This window comes from Streptomyces sp. NPDC026538, assembly GCF_055567535.1.
Window position 1 is genome coordinate 76,381 of record NZ_JBVHQG010000018.1, and the last position, 16,805, is coordinate 93,185.

Genomic DNA, 16,805 nt, shown 5'->3' on the forward strand with positions numbered 1-16,805 from the left:
TTCCCCGGACCCCGTCCGGGGAAGGGCGAATGTGGTTACGCCACATTCACCCGCTGGCCGGGCGGGGCTGCCTCCAGCCACGCGAGAAAACCGGTCAGCGCGTCTTCGCTCATCGCGAGTTCCAGGCGGGTGCCCCGATGGACACAGGTGAGGATCACCGCGTCGGAGAGCAGCGCCAGTTCCTCCTCGCCCTCCGGCAGGCGGCGGCCGGCCACCTCGATCCGGTCGCGTTCCAGGACCCGGCGGGGGCGGTAGGCGTAGGAGAAGACCCGGTACCACTCGACGCTGTCGCCGTTGTAGCGGGCGACGCCGTAGCTCCAGCCCTTGCCGTTGGTGTCCGGTTTCTCGGGGACGTCCCAGCGCAGCGAACAGTCGAAGGTGCCGCCGGAGCGCTGGATCAGTCTGCGCCGCAGCCCGAACAGGAAGAGTCCCACCACCACGAGCGCGACCACGATTCCGCACACAGTCAGAGCGAGGACCATCGGCACCGACCTCCTCGTCTCCTAGGTAATGGAACGTAAAAAGACCCAGATCTACCTCAGCCGCGGCTGGGACCGGATGGCTCCGGTCCCAGCCGCGGCTGAGTTACGTCAACGCATACGCGCAGTGTGTCAGCGCGACGTCGCCGCCCGCAGACGGACGTCGGCGCGTCGCTCGGCAGTGGCGTCGCCTTCCGCCTTCGCGCGCTCCAGCTCCCGCTCCGCGCGCTGGACGTCGATCTCGTCCGAGAGCTCGGCGATCTCGGCCAGCAGCGACAGCTTGTTGTCCGCGAACGAGATGAAACCGCCGTGCACCGCGGCGACGACCGTCCCACCTTCACTCGTACGGATGGTCACCGGGCCCGACTCCAGCACACCCAGCAGCGGCTGGTGACCGGGCATGACGCCGATGTCGCCGGACGTGGTGCGCGCGACGACCAGGGTCGCCTCGCCGGACCAGACCTGACGGTCGGCGGCGACCAGCTCGACATGCAGCTCAGCAGCCAAAGGTGGCTCCTCGGGTCACCACCCGGTGGGATCACCGGGTGTTGGATACAAGTCTAATGGGCGTGAGAGAGGGGGCGGGACGCGCCCGCCCCCTCACACGAACTCAGGCGAGTTCAGGAGACGCCCAGCTCCTTGGCGTTGGCCTTGAGGTCCTCGATGCCACCGCACAGGAAGAACGCCTGCTCCGGGAAGTGGTCGTACTCACCGTCGATGATCGCGTTGAACGCGGTGATCGACTCGTCCAGCGGCACGTCCGACCCGTCGACGCCGGTGAACTGCTTGGCGACGTGGGTGTTCTGGGACAGGAAGCGCTCCACGCGACGGGCACGGTGGACGACGAGCTTGTCCTCCTCGCCGAGCTCGTCGATACCGAGGATCGCGATGATGTCCTGGAGGTCCTTGTACTTCTGCAGCACCGTCTTGACGCGCATGGCGGTGTTGTAGTGGTCCGCCGCGATGTAGCGCGGGTCCAGGATCCGGGACGTGGAGTCCAGCGGGTCCACGGCCGGGTAGATGCCCTTCTCGGAGATCGGACGGGACAGCACCGTCGTCGCGTCGAGGTGGGCGAAGGTGGTGGCCGGGGCCGGGTCGGTCAGGTCGTCCGCGGGGACGTAGATCGCCTGCATCGAGGTGATCGAGTGACCGCGGGTCGAGGTGATGCGCTCCTGGAGGAGACCCATCTCGTCGGCCAGGTTCGGCTGGTAGCCCACCGCGGAGGGCATCCGGCCGAGCAGGGTCGAGACCTCGGAACCGGCCTGCGTGAAGCGGAAGATGTTGTCGATGAAGAACAGCACGTCCTGCTTCTGCACATCGCGGAAGTACTCCGCCATGGTCAGACCCGCGAGGGCCACGCGCAGACGGGTGCCCGGGGGCTCGTCCATCTGGCCGAAGACGAGGGCCGTCTTGTCGATGACGCCCGAGTCGGCCATCTCCTCGATGAGGTCGTTGCCCTCACGGGTGCGCTCGCCGACACCGGCGAACACGGAGACACCGTCGTGGTTGTTGGCGACGCGGTAGATCATCTCCTGGATGAGCACCGTCTTGCCGACGCCGGCACCGCCGAACAGACCGATCTTGCCACCCTTGACGTACGGGGTGAGCAGGTCGATGACCTTGACGCCGGTCTCGAACATCTCGGTCTTCGACTCGAGCTCGTCGAAGTTCGGGGCCTTGCGGTGGATGGACCAGCGCTCGCCCGTGTACTTCTCGTCGACGTTCAGCACCTCACCGAGGGTGTTGAACACCTTGCCCTTGGTGAAGTCGCCGACCGGGACGGTGATGCCGTCGCCGGTGTCGGTGACCGGGGCCTGGCGGACCAGACCGTCGGTGGGCTGCATCGAGATCGTCCGGACCAGGCCGTCACCCAGGTGCTGGGCGACCTCCAGGGTCAGGATCTTCTTCTCGCCGGCGTTGGCCGGGTCGGCCACCTCGACGTGCAGCGCGTTGTAGATCTCCGGCATCGCGTCGACGGGGAACTCCACGTCGACGACCGGGCCGATGACCCGGGCGACGCGGCCCGTGGCCGTCGCGGTCTCAACAGTGGTGGTCATTAGCGGTCACTCCCCGCGGTCGCGTCGGCCAGGGCGCTGGCGCCACCGACGATCTCGCTGATTTCCTGGGTGATTTCGGCCTGGCGGGCCGCGTTGGCAAGCCGGGAGAGCGTGTTGATCAGCTCGCCCGCGTTGTCGGTCGCCGACTTCATCGCGCGCCGCGTGGCGGCGTGCTTCGAAGCGGCCGACTGGAGGAGCGCGTTGTAGATACGGCTCTCCACATAGCGCGGCAGAAGGGCGTCGAGGACGTCCTCCGCCGAGGGCTCGAAGTCGTACAGCGGGAGGATCTCGCCCTGGGGCCTCTCCTCCGCGACCTCTTCGAGGCGCAGCGGCAGCAGTCGGGCGTCAAGCGCCGTCTGCGTCATCATCGAAACGAACTCGGTGTAGACGATGTGGAGTTCGTCCACACCGCCGTCCGCCGTGTCCGTCTCGATGGCCTCGATCAGAGGCGCCGCGACCTTCTTGGCGTCCGCGTACGAGGGCTCGTCGGTGAAGCCCGACCACGACTCCACGACCTTGCGCTCGCGGAAGTTGTAGTGGGCCAGACCACGGCGGCCGACGATGTAGGTGTCGACCTCCTTGCCCTCCGCCTCAAGACGCGCCGTCAGCTGCTCGGCGGACTTGATGGCGTTGGAGTTGAAGGCACCGGCCAGACCGCGGTCGCTCGTGAGGAGCAGGACCGCGGCACGGGTCGGGTTCTCCGCCTCCGTGGTGAGCGGGTGCTTGGTGTTCGAACCCGTACCGACCGCCGTGACCGCGCGCGTGAGCTCGGTCGCGTACGGCGCGGAGGCCCGCACCTTGCGCTGCGCCTTGACCACGCGCGAGGCGGCGATCATCTCCATCGCCTTGGTGATCTTCTTGGTCGCGGTGACGGATCGGATGCGACGCTTGTAGACCCGGAGCTGGGCTCCCATGAGTCAGGTCCCTTCCTTACGTCACTTGGCCGCGGCCGGGGCGTCCTCGCCGAGAAGCTTGCCGTCCGAGGTCTCGAACTGCTTCTTGAACTCGGCGATCGCGTCGGCAACAGCGGTGAGGGTGTCGTCCGACATCTTGCCGCCCTCCTTGATGGAGGTCATGAGGCCCTGCTCCTTGCGGTGCAGGTACTCCAGGAGCTCCTTCTCGAAGCGGCGGATGTCGGAGACCGGGACGTCGTCCATCTTGCCGGTGGTGCCGGCCCACACGGAGACGACCTGGTCCTCGGTCGGCATCGGCTGGTACTGAGCCTGCTTCAGCAGCTCGACCAGTCGGGAACCACGCTCCAGCTGCGACTTCGACGCGGCGTCCAGGTCGGAACCGAAGGCGGCGAACGCCTCCAGCTCGCGGTACTGGGCGAGGTCCAGACGGAGGCGGCCGGAGACCTGCTTCATCGCCTTGTGCTGCGCGGAACCACCGACTCGGGAGACGGAGATACCGACGTTCAGCGCGGGGCGCTGACCGGCGTTGAACAGGTCCGACTCCAGGAAGCACTGGCCGTCGGTGATGGAGATGACGTTGGTCGGGATGAACGCCGAGACGTCGTTGGCCTTGGTCTCGACGATCGGCAGACCGGTCATCGAACCGGCGCCCATCTCGTCGGACAGCTTGGCGCAGCGCTCCAGCAGACGGGAGTGCAGGTAGAAGACGTCACCCGGGTAGGCCTCACGGCCCGGCGGGCGGCGCAGCAGCAGCGACACGGCGCGGTAGGCGTCGGCCTGCTTCGAGAGGTCGTCGAAGATGATGAGGACGTGCTTGCCGTCGTACATCCAGTGCTGGCCGATGGCCGAACCGGTGTACGGCGCCAGGTACTTGAAGCCGGCCGGGTCGGACGCCGGGGCGGCGACGATCGTCGTGTACTCCAGCGCGCCGGCCTCTTCGAGGGCGCCACGCACGGAGGCGATGGTCGAGCCCTTCTGACCGATGGCGACGTAGACGCAGCGGACCTGCTTCTTCGGGTCGCCCGAGCGCCAGTTGTCACGCTGGTTGATGATCGTGTCGACGGCCAGGGCGGTCTTGCCGGTCTGACGGTCACCGATGATCAGCTGACGCTGGCCGCGGCCGACCGGGGTCATGGCGTCGACGGCCTTGTAGCCGGTCTCCATCGGCTCGTGCACCGACTTACGGGCCATGACGCCCGGAGCCTGCAGCTCCAGGGCACGGCGGCCGGACGTCTCGATCTCACCGAGGCCGTCGATCGGGTTGCCGAGCGGGTCGACGACGCGGCCGAGGTAGCCCTCGCCCACCGCGACGGAGAGGACCTCACCGGTGCGGTGCACCGGCTGACCCTCCTCGATGCCGCTGAACTCACCGAGGACGATGGCGCCGATCTCGCGCTCTTCCAGGTTGAGCGCGAGGCCGAGGGTGCCGTCCTCGAACTTCAGCAGTTCGTTGGCCATGGCCGAGGGCAGGCCCTCGACCTTCGCGATGCCGTCGCCGGCAAGGGTGACCGTACCGACCTCCTCGCGCGAGGCCGCGTCCGGCTTGTACGACTGGACGAAGTTCTCCAGCGCGTCCCGGATCTCCTCCGGCCGGATCGTGAGCTCCGCCATCTGGGTTCCCTGCTCTCCTTGTTGGGCCCGAAGTTTCACTTGGGGGGTCTGGGGGCGACCCCCAGGATTCTTCATGTACGGCCCAACCCGGGCCGTCGTAAGTACGTACTGCTTGTTCTCGACTACCGAGGTGCTAGCTCGCCATGCGGCGGGCCGCGTCCTCCAGCCGGTCCGCGATGGAACCGTTGATGACCTCGTCACCGACCTGCACCCGGATCCCGCCGACGACCTCGGGGTCGACGTCGAGGTTGAGGTGCATCGTGCGGCCGTAGAGCTTCGCGAGGGCGGCGCCCAGGCGCTGCTTCTGCGGCTCGCTCAGCGGCACCGCCGAGGTGACGACGGCGACGACGCGGCTGCGGCGCTCGGCGGCGAGCTTGGAGAGGGCCTCCAGGCCCGCTTCCAGGCTACGTCCCCGCGGCGCGGTCACAAGGCGCGTGACCAGACGCTCGGTGACCGGCTTGGCACGGCCGCCGAGCAGCCGGTGCAGCAGCTCGGTCTTGGCCGGGGTGCCGGCCTTGCGGTCGGTGAGCGCGGCGCGCAGCTCGGTGCTGGAGGAGACGATCCGGCCGAAGCGGAACAGCTCGTCCTCGACGTCGTCCAGCGTGCCCGCCTTCTCCGCCGCCGTGAGGTCGGCGGTGTTCGCCAGCTCCTCCAGCGCGTCCACCAGGTCGCGGGGCTGCGACCAGCGGGACCGCACCATGCCGGACACCACGTCGGCGGTGGCCTCGCCGACCTGGCCGCCGATCAGGCGCCGGACCAGCTCGGCCTTGGCCTCGCCGGACTGCGCCGGGTCGGTGAGGACCCGGCGCAGGCCGCCCTCGCGGTCGAGCAGCGTGGTGACGGCCGCCAGCTCGTCCGCGAGCCGCGTCGCGTTCACGGACGTCGAGTCCGTCAGCGCGTCGAGACGCTCACGTGCGGCTGCCAGTGCCTCGCGGCTCGCTCCGTTCATCGGGCCGCCTCGGCCTTCTCCTCAAGCTCGTCGAGGAAGCGGTCGATCACGCGGCTCTGCCGGGCGTGGTCCTCCAGGGACTCGCCGACGAGCTTGCCGGCCAGGTCGGTGGCCAGCTGACCCACGTCCTGACGCAGCGCCAGCGCGGCGGACTTGCGGTCGGCCTCGATCTGGGCGTGACCGGCGGCGACGATCTCCTCACGCTGCCGCTGGCCCTCGGCGCGCATCTCGGCGATGAGGGTGGCGCCCTGCTCCTGAGCCTCCTGGCGCAGGCGCGCGGCCTCGTGCCGGGCCTCGGCCAGCTGCGCCTTGTACTGCTCAAGGACGCTCTGGGCCTCGGTCTGCGCGGCCTCGGCCTTCTCGATACCGCCCTCGATCGCCTCGCGGCGCTGCTCCAGAACCTTGTTGATGTTCGGAAGGAGCTTCTTGGCGAGGAAGCCGAAGACGATGACGAAGGCGATGAGGCCGATGACGAGCTCTGGGATCGGCGGGATGAGGGGGTTCTCGGCCTCCTCTACCGCCAGCTGAACCAGGGGGCTCATATCAGTGCCTTTCGTCTAAACGTGCGCTGCGGTCGGGTCAGGAGGCCGGGTAGACGAACGGCATGACCAGACCGATCAGGGCGAGCGCCTCACAGAAGGCGAAGCCGAGGATCTGGTTGGCGCGGATCAGGCCGGCCGCCTCGGGCTGGCGGGCGAGGGCCTGGGTGCCGTTACCGAAGATGATGCCGACGCCGACGCCCGGGCCGATCGCGGCGAGGCCGTAACCGATGGAGCCGAGGTTGCCCTTGATCTGGACAGCGGCCAGGGTCTCGTGCAGAACGGACATGCCGGTTCTTCCTTCTCTTTCAATGACCGGTGGGGGTTGGCCACCGGATGCCTGGAGTGGGTGGTCGGGTTGGCGCTCAGTGGGACTCGGCGAGCGCGCCCTGGATGAAGCTGCAGGTCAGCAGTACGAAGACGTATGCCTGAACAGCCTGGATGAAGAGCTCGAAGGCGGTCATCACGAGGACCATCACGAACGAGACACCGGAGTAGGCGATGCCGACGCCGTTGAGCATGTACCAGCTGGCAACCGTGAAGAGCAGCAGCAGGGTGTGGCCGGCGAACATGTTCGCGAAGAGCCGGACGGCGTGGGTGAAGGGCCGCACGAGCAGGTTCGAGAAGAGTTCGATCGTCATCGAGAGCGGAAGGACCGCGCCGAGCGACTTGTCGTAGCCGGTGAAGTTCTTGAAGGCGCCGACGAAGCCGTGCCGCTTGAAGGTCAGCGAGACCCACAGGATGTAGACGATCGCGGCCAGGGCGGCGGGGTACGAGATGATCGCGGTCACCGGGAACTGGGCGATCGGGATGATCGACCAGAGGTTCATCATCCAGATGAAGAAGAAGAGCGAGACGATGAGCGGGACGTACTTCTCGCCTTCCTTCTTGCCGATGGTCTCGTAGACGACACCGCGGCGGACGAAGTCGTAGCCGGCCTCGGCGACCATCTGGAGCTTGCCCGGGACGACCTTCGGCTTGGCGAAGGCGGCCCAGAAGAAGCCGATGACGATGATCGACCCGAGCAGCGCCAGCAGCATCGTCTTGTTGAAGTACACGTTGCTGTCCGCGTCGCCGAAGAGCGGCTTGAACAGGAACGAGTGCAGGCCCGGAGCGACCGTGTCGAATCCGCACCCGTCGTTTCCGAACAGGTGGCAGCTCGTGTCGAAAGCGAGCGTCTGCGTCGGGTCAGCACTCACCGCGGGCTCCTTCAGCGTGGCGCATAGGTACGGCAACCTCGTTGTGTCGGCGCGGCGCATGGCCGCGGTTCGGCACGGGACTGGTGTTACGGATGTGGGGGCGGCTGGGGGGCATCTCGCCTCGCGATTGAGCAGGCGTCAGCTCAGATGCCCGCGCCCGCGATGCCGCAGTTGGCACCGGACGATAGCAGCATCTCTCGTGCGCCTTTATCCCGGGCCTACCTCTCACGACGGCTGCCCGGTCTTGTCGGGCTCGACGTAGAGGATCTTGGCCTTCATATGGGCACGGGTCTGGGCGGCGATCCAGGTGAGCGTGGCGGCCACGAGCACGAGGGCGAAGGCCCGGGGATTGAACAGCGTCGTGTTCTTGAACGCGGCCATGAAGATGAACAGCAGCAGGAGCTGGGCCGCGTAGAGCATCAGGCCCATCATCTGGAAGAGCTGCGGAAGCGATTTGGCAGTGCGCTGCAGAACATAGAGACCGACCCCCATGAAGAGGATCACGATCACCGTCGCGACGACGGCCCCGATCGCCCCCTTGCCGCCCGCGACCACTGCGCTGACGACGGCAGCGAGCACGCCGACGGCGGCCGTGGGTACGGCGGCCTGGGCCAGGATCCGGGCGTCATTGGACGGCATGGCGGCAACTCCGCTTTCACAGGGGGGCAGGTGTCGTCATGGACGAGCGTAGTCCCGGTCGGAGGGTCGAAGACCTCACGCTGACGGACCTTCGCAGTCGGGTCCGTCGACTCTGTCCGGGGTTCTCGTGAACCGTATCACAAACTATTTGATGAGGTCTTTACCTGGTAGGTGTGCTCACTGTCACACATGAGAGTGAACATGCGCGTCTGAGCGAAAACCGAGCCGTTATGTCTGGTATTAGGGGTGTTTACTCCCCCACGACTTGGCAATGCTCTAGTCAGATTCTTACCTTGCGAGGGTCTGCGCAGAGTCAGCACGAGGTCAGCGGGAGGTTTCGGAAGCGCGCCGATCCAGCATGCGCGCACGGGGGCCGACCGCGGTCGCGCCGTTGAGCCGGGCCGCGCCGACGGGCACCGGGGAGTGGTGCCCCTCGCACGGTTCCTCGGCCTTCTCCAGCACCACGGGGGTGGCCGTCTGCGCAGTCGCGGCCGCCTGCTCGGCGGCCTCCGCGGCGCGCCCGCGGCGCCGGTAGCGCGGCGGCACGAACCGTTGGCCCCACACCGGCACGCGCGGGGTGAACCGCGGCAGCAGAAGCAGCCCCAGGCCGATCGCGCTGAGGAAGACCACCCCGAGCACGATCCACATGGAGGCGGAGTTCACCGAGTACGCCAGCGCCCCGAAACCGATCAGCGCCGACCAGAAGTACATGATCAGCACCGCCCGGCTGTGCGAGTGGCCGATCTCCAGGAGCCGGTGGTGCAGGTGCCCGCGGTCGGCCGCGAACGGCGACTGGCCGCGCCAGGTGCGCCGCACGATCGCCAGCACCAGGTCGGCGGCCGGCACCGCGATGATGGTCAGCGGCAGCAGCAGCGGGATGTAGACCGGCACCATCTGGTGCACCGCGTTGCGCTCGGACCCGGCGAACAGGTTCATCACGTCCGGATCGACCTGGCCCGTGACCGAGATCGCACCGGCGGCCAGCACCAGGCCGATCAGCATCGAGCCGGAGTCGCCCATGAAGATCCGCGCCGGATGCAGGTTGTGCGGCAGGAAGCCCAGACACATACCCATCAGGATCGCCGAGAACAGCGTGGCCGGGGCCGCGGCCTCGATGCCGTACGAGTACCAGATCCGGTACGCGTACATGAAGAACGCCGCGGCCGCGATGCACACCATGCCGGAGGCCAGGCCGTCCAGGCCGTCGACGAAGTTGACCGCGTTGATGGTGATGACCACCAGGGCCACCGTCAGCAGGGTGCCCTGCCACGGGGTCAGGGCGACCGTGCCGACGCCCGGGATGGGCAGCCACAGGATGGTCAGACCCTGCATGACCATGACGCCCGCGGCGATCATCTGGCCGCCCAGCTTGATCAGGGCGTCGATCTCGAACTTGTCGTCGAGCACACCGATCAGCCAGATCAGCGCGGCGCCGGAGAGCAGCGCCCGCGGCTCGTTCGACTTCTCGAAGACCTCGTTGAGGTTGGTCAGGTGGTCGGCGACCAGCAGACCAGCGCACAGCCCGAAGAACATCGCGATCCCGCCGAGCCGTGGAGTGGGCTCCCGGTGCACGTCACGGGCCCGGATCTCCGGCATGGCCCCGGCCACGATCGCGAACTTCCGCACCGGCCCTGTCAGCAGATACGTCACCGCGGCCGTGATGCAGAGCGTCAGCAGGTATTCACGCACAGGCTTCCCCACAGGTCTCGCTGGCCATCACAGCCCACACCCTAGCGACGGTCGCATATGTATGGGGACTTCCGGGTAGCGACGATGGTTGCACGTGTGCCTGTAAGGCGGGCGTACAACGGCTCTACGACGCTGCGCCTACCCCGTCTCCAACGGGATACGGCGGAAATCTACCGGTGAGCTCGCGCACCTCGTCACGCACCCTCCCCACGTCCGTCGCACCGCGCAGCACCTCCGCCAGCAGGGCCGCGATCCGGGTCATCTCCCCCGCCCCCATGCCCTGGGTGGTCACGGCGGCTGTGCCCAGCCGCAGGCCGCGCGCATCCCCGTGCGGCAGAGCACAGCTGTCCAGCACGATCCCGGCGGCGACGAGCCGGCCCCGGGCGGTGCGTCCGTCGACGCCCAGCGGGGCGGGGTCGGCGGTGATCAGGTGGGTGTCCGTGCCACCTGTCGTGACCAGCAGCCCCTGGTCGGCGAGCCCGGCCGCGAGAACCCTCGCGTTGGCGACCACCTGATGGGCGTACACGGAGAACGCCGGTGTCGCCGCCTCCCCGAACGCGACCGCCTTGGCGGCGATGGTGTGCATCTGCGCGCCGCCCTGTGTGAAGGGGAACACGGCCCGGTCGAGGCGCTCGGCCAGCTCGGGCGAACCGCACAGGAGCATCCCGCCGCGCGGCCCGCGCAGCACCTTGTGTGTGGTCGCGCACACCACGTCGGCGTACGGCACCGGGTTCGGCGCCGCTCCGCCGGCCACCAGCCCGATCGGATGGGCCGCGTCCGCGATCAGATACGCGCCCACCTCGTCGGCGACCTCGCGGAAGAAGGCGTAGTCGATGTGCCGGGGATAGGCGATGGACCCGCACACGATCGCCTTGGGCCGGTGGCCGCGGGCCAGCGCCCGCACCTGGTCGTGGTCGATGAGCCCGCTCTCCGGGTCGACCCCGTACCCGACGAAGTCGAACCAGCGGCCGGAGAAGTTGGCCGGCGAGCCGTGCGTGAGATGACCGCCGTAGGGCAGGCCGAGGGCGAGAACGGTGTCACCGGGGCGCAGCAGGGCGGCGTAGGCGGCCAGCACGGCGGACGAACCGGAGTGGGACTGCACGTTGGCGTGCGCGGCGCCGAACAGGGCCTTGGCGCGGTCGACGGCGAGCCGTTCGGCGACGTCCACGATCTCGCAGCCGCCGTGGTGCCGGGCGCCCGGGTACCCCTCGGCGTACTTGTTGGCGAGCGGCGAGCCGAGGGCGGCCAGCACGGCCGGGGAGGTGAAGTTCTCGGCGGCGATCAGCTGCAACGACGTCGACTGCCGGGCCAGCTCCCCCAGCAGGATCTCCGCCAGCTCCGGGTCCTGCCGGCGCAACGGATCGGCTTCGACGAGGGTAGGGCTGACCGACATGACGGGCTCCGGGCGGTCGACGGTGACGTACGTCCAATGTAGGCCCGGGGTGGGTGGGGTGCGCGGTGTGTACGGCGCCTCGGGTTACATCCGCGCCGGGACGCCCGTCAGCGCCGTGACCACCGGGTCCAGGGCCTCGTGTATCTCGTCGCCGATGGAACGGAAGAACGGCAGCGGGGCGCCGTACGGGTCGTGGACCTCGTCCGCCTCCGCCGTGGGGGCCAGCAGCCATCCGCGCAGCGCGGCCGCCGCACGGACCAGCGCACGGGCGCGGACGACCACGCCCTCGTGCAGCGGGGGCAGCGTCGCCGGGTCGATCGCGCGGACCAGGCGGGTGAACTCCTTCAGCGTGAAGGTGCGCAGACCCGCCGAGTGGCCCATGGAGATGACCTGGGCGCGATGGTCGCGGGTGGCGGTCAGCACCAGGTCGGCACGGATGACGTGCTCGTCGAGCAGCTCCCGCCCCACGAACCCGGTCGCGTCCGCGCCGAAGTCGGCCAGGACCGCCTCCGCGTTGGCCTCCATGGGCGCGCCCTCATGGCCCCAGGTGCCCGCGCTCTCCACGACCAGGCCGCCGCCCAGAAAGGTGCCGAGCCGGTCGGTGACGAGATGGCGGGTCAGCCGCTCGGTGATCGGCGAGCGGCACACGTTGCCGGTGCTGACGTGGAGGATGCGGAAACTGTCGCGCGGAAGCCCCACGAACGTGGTCGTGATCTCCGATGCGCGCTCCCCGTTGCCTATGCCACGCCCCGCGTCAGGGGCTGTCAATTCGCCACCTCGAGGTCGGGTACGACCTTGCGCAGCTCCTCGGCCGAGATCGCGCCCGCGCGCAGCAGCAGCGGCACCTCACGGCTGACGTCGACGATCGACGAGGGCACGTTGCCCGGGGTCGGACCGCCGTCGAGGTACACGGAGACGGAGTCGCCGAGCATCTCCTGCGCGGCGTCACAGGTCTCCGGGGACGGGTGGCCGGTGAGGTTGGCCGAGGAGACGGCCATCGGGCCGACCTCGGTGAGCAGCTCGATGGCGACCGGGTGCAGGGGCATGCGGACGGCGACCGTGCCCCGGGTGTCGCCGAGGTCCCACTGCAGGGACGGCTGGTGCTTGGCGACCAGTGTGAGGGCGCCCGGCCAGAACGCGTCGACCAGCTCCCAGGCCAGCTCGGAGAAGTCGGTGACGAGCCCGTGCAGCGTGTTCGGGGACCCGATCAGCACCGGGGTGGGCATGTTGCGGCCCCGGCCCTTGGCGTCGAGCAGGTCGGAGACCGCCTCCGCGGTGAACGCGTCGGCGCCGATGCCGTACACGGTGTCCGTGGGCAGCACCACCAGTTCGCCCCGGCGGACGGCGGACGCGGCCTCGCGCAGACCCGTCACGCGGTCGGTCGCGTCATTGGTGTCGTATCGCCGTGCCATGTCTAGCGGGCCTCCTCGTACACGAAGTACACGTACTTCCGGGACTTCCGGAGCGTCCGGGACTTCCGGCACGTCCGGGAACGGGTCTGGGGGGTGCTCACGGCAGCGCCTTGCGGGCGGTCGCGAAGCGGGGGCGGTTGTTGAGGTCCGGATGGTCGGCCGCGTCGGCCCAGCCCCGCTCCTCGGTGAAGATCCACGGCACCTGGCCGCCCTGGGTGTCGGCGTGCTCGATGACGACGACACCGCCGGGGCGCAGCAGCCGGTGCGCGGTGCGTTCGATGCCCCGGATGAGGTCGAGACCGTCCTCGCCGGAGAACAGCGCCAGCTCCGGGTCGTAGTCGCGGGCCTCGGGGGCGACGTACTCCCACTCGGTGAGCGGGATGTACGGCGGGTTGGAGATGACCAGGTCGACGTGGCCGTCGAGGTCGCGGAAGGCGTCCAGGGCGTCTCCCTGGCGCAGGTCGACCCTGGAGCCCGCCACGTTCTTGCGGGTCCACTGGAGCGCCTCCTCGGACAGCTCCACGGCGTGCACGCGCGAGCGCGGGACCTCCTGGGCGAGGGCGAGCGCGATGGCGCCGGAGCCGGTGCACAGGTCGACGATGCACGGCTCGACCACGTCCATGGCGCGCACGGCGTCTATGGCCCAGCCGACCACGGACTCGGTCTCCGGGCGCGGGACGAAGACGCCCGGCCCCACCTGGAGTTCGAGGTAGCGGAAGTAGGCCCGCCCGGTGATGTGCTGGAGCGGCTCGCGCTGCTCCCGCCGGGCGATGACCTCCCAGTAGCGGGCGTCGAAGTCGGAGTTCTTGACGGAGTGCAGCGCGCCCCGCTTCACGCCGTGCACGAACGCGGCGAGCTCCTCCGCGTCGTTGCGCGGCGAGGGCACGCCGGCGTCGGCCAGCCGCTGGGTGGCCTGGGCCACCTCGGCGAGCAGCAGGTTCACGCTGGTCCTCCGTGTCGTACTCAGTCGTGCATGCCTTACGCGGCCGCGAGCTTCGCGGCCGAGTCCGCGTCGACGCAGGCCTGGATCACCGCGTCGAGGTCGCCGTCCAGGACCTGGTCCAAGTTGTACGCCTTGAAGCCGACGCGGTGGTCCGAGATGCGATTCTCCGGGAAGTTGTACGTGCGGATCTTCTCGGAGCGGTCGACGGTACGGACCTGGCTGCGGCGGGCGTCGGCGGCTTCCTTCTCCGCCTCCTCCTGCGCCGCGGCGAGCAGCCTGGAGCGCAGGATACGCAAGGCCTGCTCCTTGTTCTGCAGCTGGCTCTTCTCGTTCTGGCAGGAGGCGACGACTCCGGTGGGCAGGTGCGTGATGCGCACGGCGGAGTCGGTGGTGTTGACGGACTGTCCGCCGGGTCCCGAGGACCGGTAGACGTCGATCCGGAGGTCGTTCGGATTGATCTCGACGTCGACCTCCTCGGCCTCGGGGGTCACCAGCACACCCGCCGCCGACGTGTGGATACGGCCCTGCGACTCGGTCGCCGGCACGCGCTGCACGCGGTGCACGCCGCCCTCGTACTTCAGCCGCGCCCAGACGCCCTGACCGGGCTCGGTCGCGCCGTTGCCGCCCTTGGTCTTCACCGCGACCTGGACGTCCTTGTAGCCGCCCAGCTCGGACTCGGTGGAGTCGATGATCTCGGTCTTCCAGCCGACGCGCTCGGCGTACCGCAGGTACATCCGCAGCAGGTCACCGGCGAACAGCGCGGACTCGTCACCGCCGGCCCCCGCCTTGATCTCCAGGATCACGTCCTTGTCGTCGGACGGGTCCCGGGGTACCAGGAGCAGCCGCAGCTTCTCGGTCAGCTCGTCGCGCTGCTTGTCGAGCTCCTTGACCTCGGCGGCGAAGTCGGGGTCGTCGGCGGCCAGTTCACGCGCGGTCTCGATGTCGTCGCCGGTCTGCTTCCAGGAGCGGTAGGTGCCGACGATCGGGGTGAGTTCGGCGTAGCGCTTGTTCAGCTTGCGCGCGTTGGCCTGGTCGGCGTGGACCGACGGGTCGGCGAGCTTCTTCTCCAGGTCGGCGTGCTCGACGACGAGCTCCTCGACGGCCTCGAACATTTTTGGGCTCCTGATACTGCGTACGGAAGGGAAGGCGGGCGACCAAAAACGCCGGTCCCGGGCGTGCCCTCGTAGGGACACGGCCGTGGACCGGCGAAATGGGGCTCGCTACTTCTTGGAGCCGGCGGCAGCCTTGCCGAAGCGGGCCTCGAAGCGGGCCACACGGCCACCGGTGTCGAGGATCTTCTGCTTGCCCGTGTAGAACGGGTGGCACTCGGAGCAGACCTCAGCCCGGATGGTGCCGGACTGGATGGTGCTGCGGGTGGTGAACGACGCGCCACAGGTGCAGCTGACCTGCGTCTCGACGTACTCGGGGTGGATCTCGCGCTTCAAGGTGTCTCCTAGATTTCGGGAGGGCACCGGGTCGCTACCGCGGGCTGCGGGGCGTGAACCGGGGCCGACGTACCAGTCTGCCAGGGCTGGGCGCATAGCCCAAAACCGGGGGGACCGGTCCGGTATTCCCAAGGGTGCGGGGGATGGTCGTGCCGAAGGGGGTGCCTCAGATTCGTCGTGCGCGAGTGCGGGTGCGTGGGGGCTTGTCGCGCGGTTCCCCGCGCCCCTTTAGGTGGGACCAGCGCAGTTACCTGGGGGCGCGGGGAACTGCGCGAGCAACCCCAACGCACCCGCGGCCGGGCTACGACGTCACGACCCCCTTGGCCTGGCCCGTCGCCGTGCCCTTCGTCGCGCTCGCCGGGATCGGCCTGTCGTTCTTCAGGGCCGTCCAGACCTGCTTGGCCTTGGCCTTGGCCACGATCACCCGGTTCGGGTTCGCCGGGTCGTACTCGACCGGCATCGTGACCATGTGCATGTTCTTGGAGCCGATGGACTTCAGGCCGTTCGCGAAGTCGATCAGGGAGTTCACCGAGCCCAGGTCGGAGTCGGCGGTGACCGTCTTCGTCGCGGTGTCCGCCAGGTCGTACAGCTTCTTGGGGCTGGTGAAGACGCCCACCTGCTTGACCTGGTCGATCAGGGCCTTGACGAACGCCTGCTGGAGCTGGATGCGGCCCAGGTCGGAGCCGTCGCCGACGCCGTGCCGGGTGCGGACCAGGCCGAGCGCCTGCTCGCCGTCGAGCGTGTGCCTGCCGGCCTTGAGGTCGAGGTGGCTCTGCGGGTCGTCGATGCTCTTGGTCGTGGTGACCGTGACCCCGCCCAGCTCGTCGACGAGCTTCTGGAAGCCCGAGAAGTCGACCTCCAGGTAGTGGTCCATGCGGATGCCGGTGACCGACTCGACGGTCTTGACCGCGCAGGTCGCACCGCCCGTCGAGTACGCGGAGTTGAACATCACGCCGGTCGCGGCGGAGTGGCGGGCGCCCTGCGCGTCCTTGCAGGCGGGACGGTCGATCAGGGTGTCCCGGGGGATGGAGACCACACTGGCCCGCTTGTGGCCCTTGTACACGTGGACGATCATCGCCGTGTCGGACCGGGCGCTGCCGTCGTCGGTACCGCCGCCGAGCTTCCTGTTGACGCCGGAGCGGGTGTCCGAGCCGAGCACCAGGATGTTCTCGGAGCCGTTGTCGACCTTGGTGGGCCGGTCGGCGCCCAGCGCCTGGTTGATGTCGACGCTCTTGATGTTGCCGTTGAGCTTGAAGTACAGGTAACCGAGGCCGGTGCCGCCGAGGACGAGGATGCCGGCCGCCGTCCAGGCCGTGACGCGGAGCGCCCTGCGGCCCGTACCGGGGGCCTTGCGGCGGCGGCCCTTGCTCCGGCGGCCCGGGACCTTCGGACCGGCCTCGGGTATGGCGGGCTCCGGCGTGCTCTCGGCAGACATGGGCTCCTCTGTTCTCCTACGACTGCTCGGTTACCCCCTGCTTTCAGGGTCAGGCCCGGCGTACCAGGATCATCGGCACGTACCGGACCATCGTCGCTCCG

18 protein-coding genes are annotated in these 16,805 nt (G+C 68.9%); all 18 read right to left on the minus strand.

Going from position 1 to position 16,805, the window contains the following annotated elements:
- Nucleotides 1-35 precede the first annotated feature (35 nt).
- Nucleotides 36-482 carry a DUF2550 domain-containing protein gene (locus ACZ4N4_RS43885; RefSeq protein ID WP_453580479.1) on the minus strand — a complete coding sequence of 149 codons (447 nt, stop codon included), beginning with the start codon at nucleotides 480-482 and terminating at the stop codon, nucleotides 36-38.
- A gap of 129 nt (nucleotides 483-611) precedes the next feature.
- Nucleotides 612-986, minus strand: a complete 375-nt coding sequence (locus ACZ4N4_RS43890; RefSeq protein WP_351710510.1) for a F0F1 ATP synthase subunit epsilon — start codon at nucleotides 984-986, stop codon at nucleotides 612-614.
- Nucleotides 987-1,099: 113 nt separating this feature from the next.
- On the minus strand, nucleotides 1,100-2,536 hold the full coding sequence (gene atpD, locus ACZ4N4_RS43895) for a F0F1 ATP synthase subunit beta (protein WP_467599820.1): 1,437 nt from the start codon (nucleotides 2,534-2,536) through the stop codon (nucleotides 1,100-1,102).
- Nucleotides 2,536-3,450, minus strand: coding sequence for a F0F1 ATP synthase subunit gamma (locus ACZ4N4_RS43900; protein WP_453577597.1), 915 nt, complete (start codon nucleotides 3,448-3,450; stop codon nucleotides 2,536-2,538). The genes atpD and ACZ4N4_RS43900 overlap by 1 nt, the downstream gene beginning before the upstream one ends.
- 21 nt (nucleotides 3,451-3,471) lie before the next feature.
- Nucleotides 3,472-5,061: a F0F1 ATP synthase subunit alpha gene (atpA, locus tag ACZ4N4_RS43905; RefSeq protein ID WP_360477400.1), complete on the minus strand. Its 1,590-nt coding sequence runs from the start codon at nucleotides 5,059-5,061 to the stop codon at nucleotides 3,472-3,474.
- A gap of 133 nt (nucleotides 5,062-5,194) precedes the next feature.
- Entirely contained in the window at nucleotides 5,195-6,010 is an 816-nt protein-coding gene (locus ACZ4N4_RS43910) for a F0F1 ATP synthase subunit delta (protein ID WP_467599823.1), read from the minus strand.
- A complete protein-coding gene (locus ACZ4N4_RS43915; protein WP_467599826.1) occupies nucleotides 6,007-6,552 on the minus strand; it encodes a F0F1 ATP synthase subunit B in 546 nt (181 codons plus the stop codon). The genes ACZ4N4_RS43910 and ACZ4N4_RS43915 overlap by 4 nt, the downstream gene beginning before the upstream one ends.
- Nucleotides 6,553-6,589: 37 nt before the next feature.
- A complete protein-coding gene (locus ACZ4N4_RS43920) occupies nucleotides 6,590-6,838 on the minus strand; it encodes an ATP synthase subunit c family protein (protein WP_067003022.1) in 249 nt (82 codons plus the stop codon).
- A 76-nt stretch (nucleotides 6,839-6,914) separates the two neighbouring features.
- Nucleotides 6,915-7,748, minus strand: coding sequence for a F0F1 ATP synthase subunit A (gene atpB, locus ACZ4N4_RS43925; protein ID WP_467599829.1), 834 nt, complete (start codon nucleotides 7,746-7,748; stop codon nucleotides 6,915-6,917).
- Between the two features lie 225 nt (nucleotides 7,749-7,973).
- Nucleotides 7,974-8,387 carry a hypothetical protein gene (locus ACZ4N4_RS43930; RefSeq protein WP_453577608.1) on the minus strand — a complete coding sequence of 138 codons (414 nt, stop codon included), beginning with the start codon at nucleotides 8,385-8,387 and terminating at the stop codon, nucleotides 7,974-7,976.
- Nucleotides 8,388-8,711: 324 nt separating this feature from the next.
- On the minus strand, nucleotides 8,712-10,076 hold the full coding sequence (locus tag ACZ4N4_RS43935) for an MraY family glycosyltransferase (RefSeq protein WP_453577611.1): 1,365 nt from the start codon (nucleotides 10,074-10,076) through the stop codon (nucleotides 8,712-8,714).
- A gap of 124 nt (nucleotides 10,077-10,200) precedes the next feature.
- Nucleotides 10,201-11,469 (minus strand): serine hydroxymethyltransferase, encoded by a 1,269-nt coding sequence (locus ACZ4N4_RS43940; protein WP_453577614.1) that lies wholly within the window; start codon nucleotides 11,467-11,469, stop codon nucleotides 10,201-10,203.
- Nucleotides 11,470-11,553: 84 nt separating this feature from the next.
- Entirely contained in the window at nucleotides 11,554-12,237 is a 684-nt protein-coding gene (locus ACZ4N4_RS43945) for an arsenate reductase/protein-tyrosine-phosphatase family protein (protein ID WP_453577616.1), read from the minus strand.
- A complete protein-coding gene (locus ACZ4N4_RS43950) occupies nucleotides 12,234-12,881 on the minus strand; it encodes an L-threonylcarbamoyladenylate synthase (RefSeq protein WP_450767267.1) in 648 nt (215 codons plus the stop codon). The genes ACZ4N4_RS43945 and ACZ4N4_RS43950 overlap by 4 nt, the downstream gene beginning before the upstream one ends.
- A 97-nt stretch (nucleotides 12,882-12,978) precedes the next feature.
- Nucleotides 12,979-13,824, minus strand: coding sequence for a peptide chain release factor N(5)-glutamine methyltransferase (gene prmC, locus ACZ4N4_RS43955; protein WP_467599833.1), 846 nt, complete (start codon nucleotides 13,822-13,824; stop codon nucleotides 12,979-12,981).
- A gap of 35 nt (nucleotides 13,825-13,859) precedes the next feature.
- The gene (prfA, locus tag ACZ4N4_RS43960; protein ID WP_351936901.1) at nucleotides 13,860-14,936 is read right to left on the minus strand and encodes a peptide chain release factor 1; all 1,077 of its coding nucleotides are present in this window, start codon (nucleotides 14,934-14,936) and stop codon (nucleotides 13,860-13,862) included.
- A 108-nt stretch (nucleotides 14,937-15,044) separates the two neighbouring features.
- The gene (gene rpmE / locus ACZ4N4_RS43965) at nucleotides 15,045-15,269 is read right to left on the minus strand and encodes a 50S ribosomal protein L31 (RefSeq protein WP_190206740.1); all 225 of its coding nucleotides are present in this window, start codon (nucleotides 15,267-15,269) and stop codon (nucleotides 15,045-15,047) included.
- Between the two features lie 301 nt (nucleotides 15,270-15,570).
- The gene (locus ACZ4N4_RS43970; protein WP_467599837.1) at nucleotides 15,571-16,704 is read right to left on the minus strand and encodes an LCP family protein; all 1,134 of its coding nucleotides are present in this window, start codon (nucleotides 16,702-16,704) and stop codon (nucleotides 15,571-15,573) included.
- Between the last annotated feature and the right edge of the window lie 101 nt (nucleotides 16,705-16,805).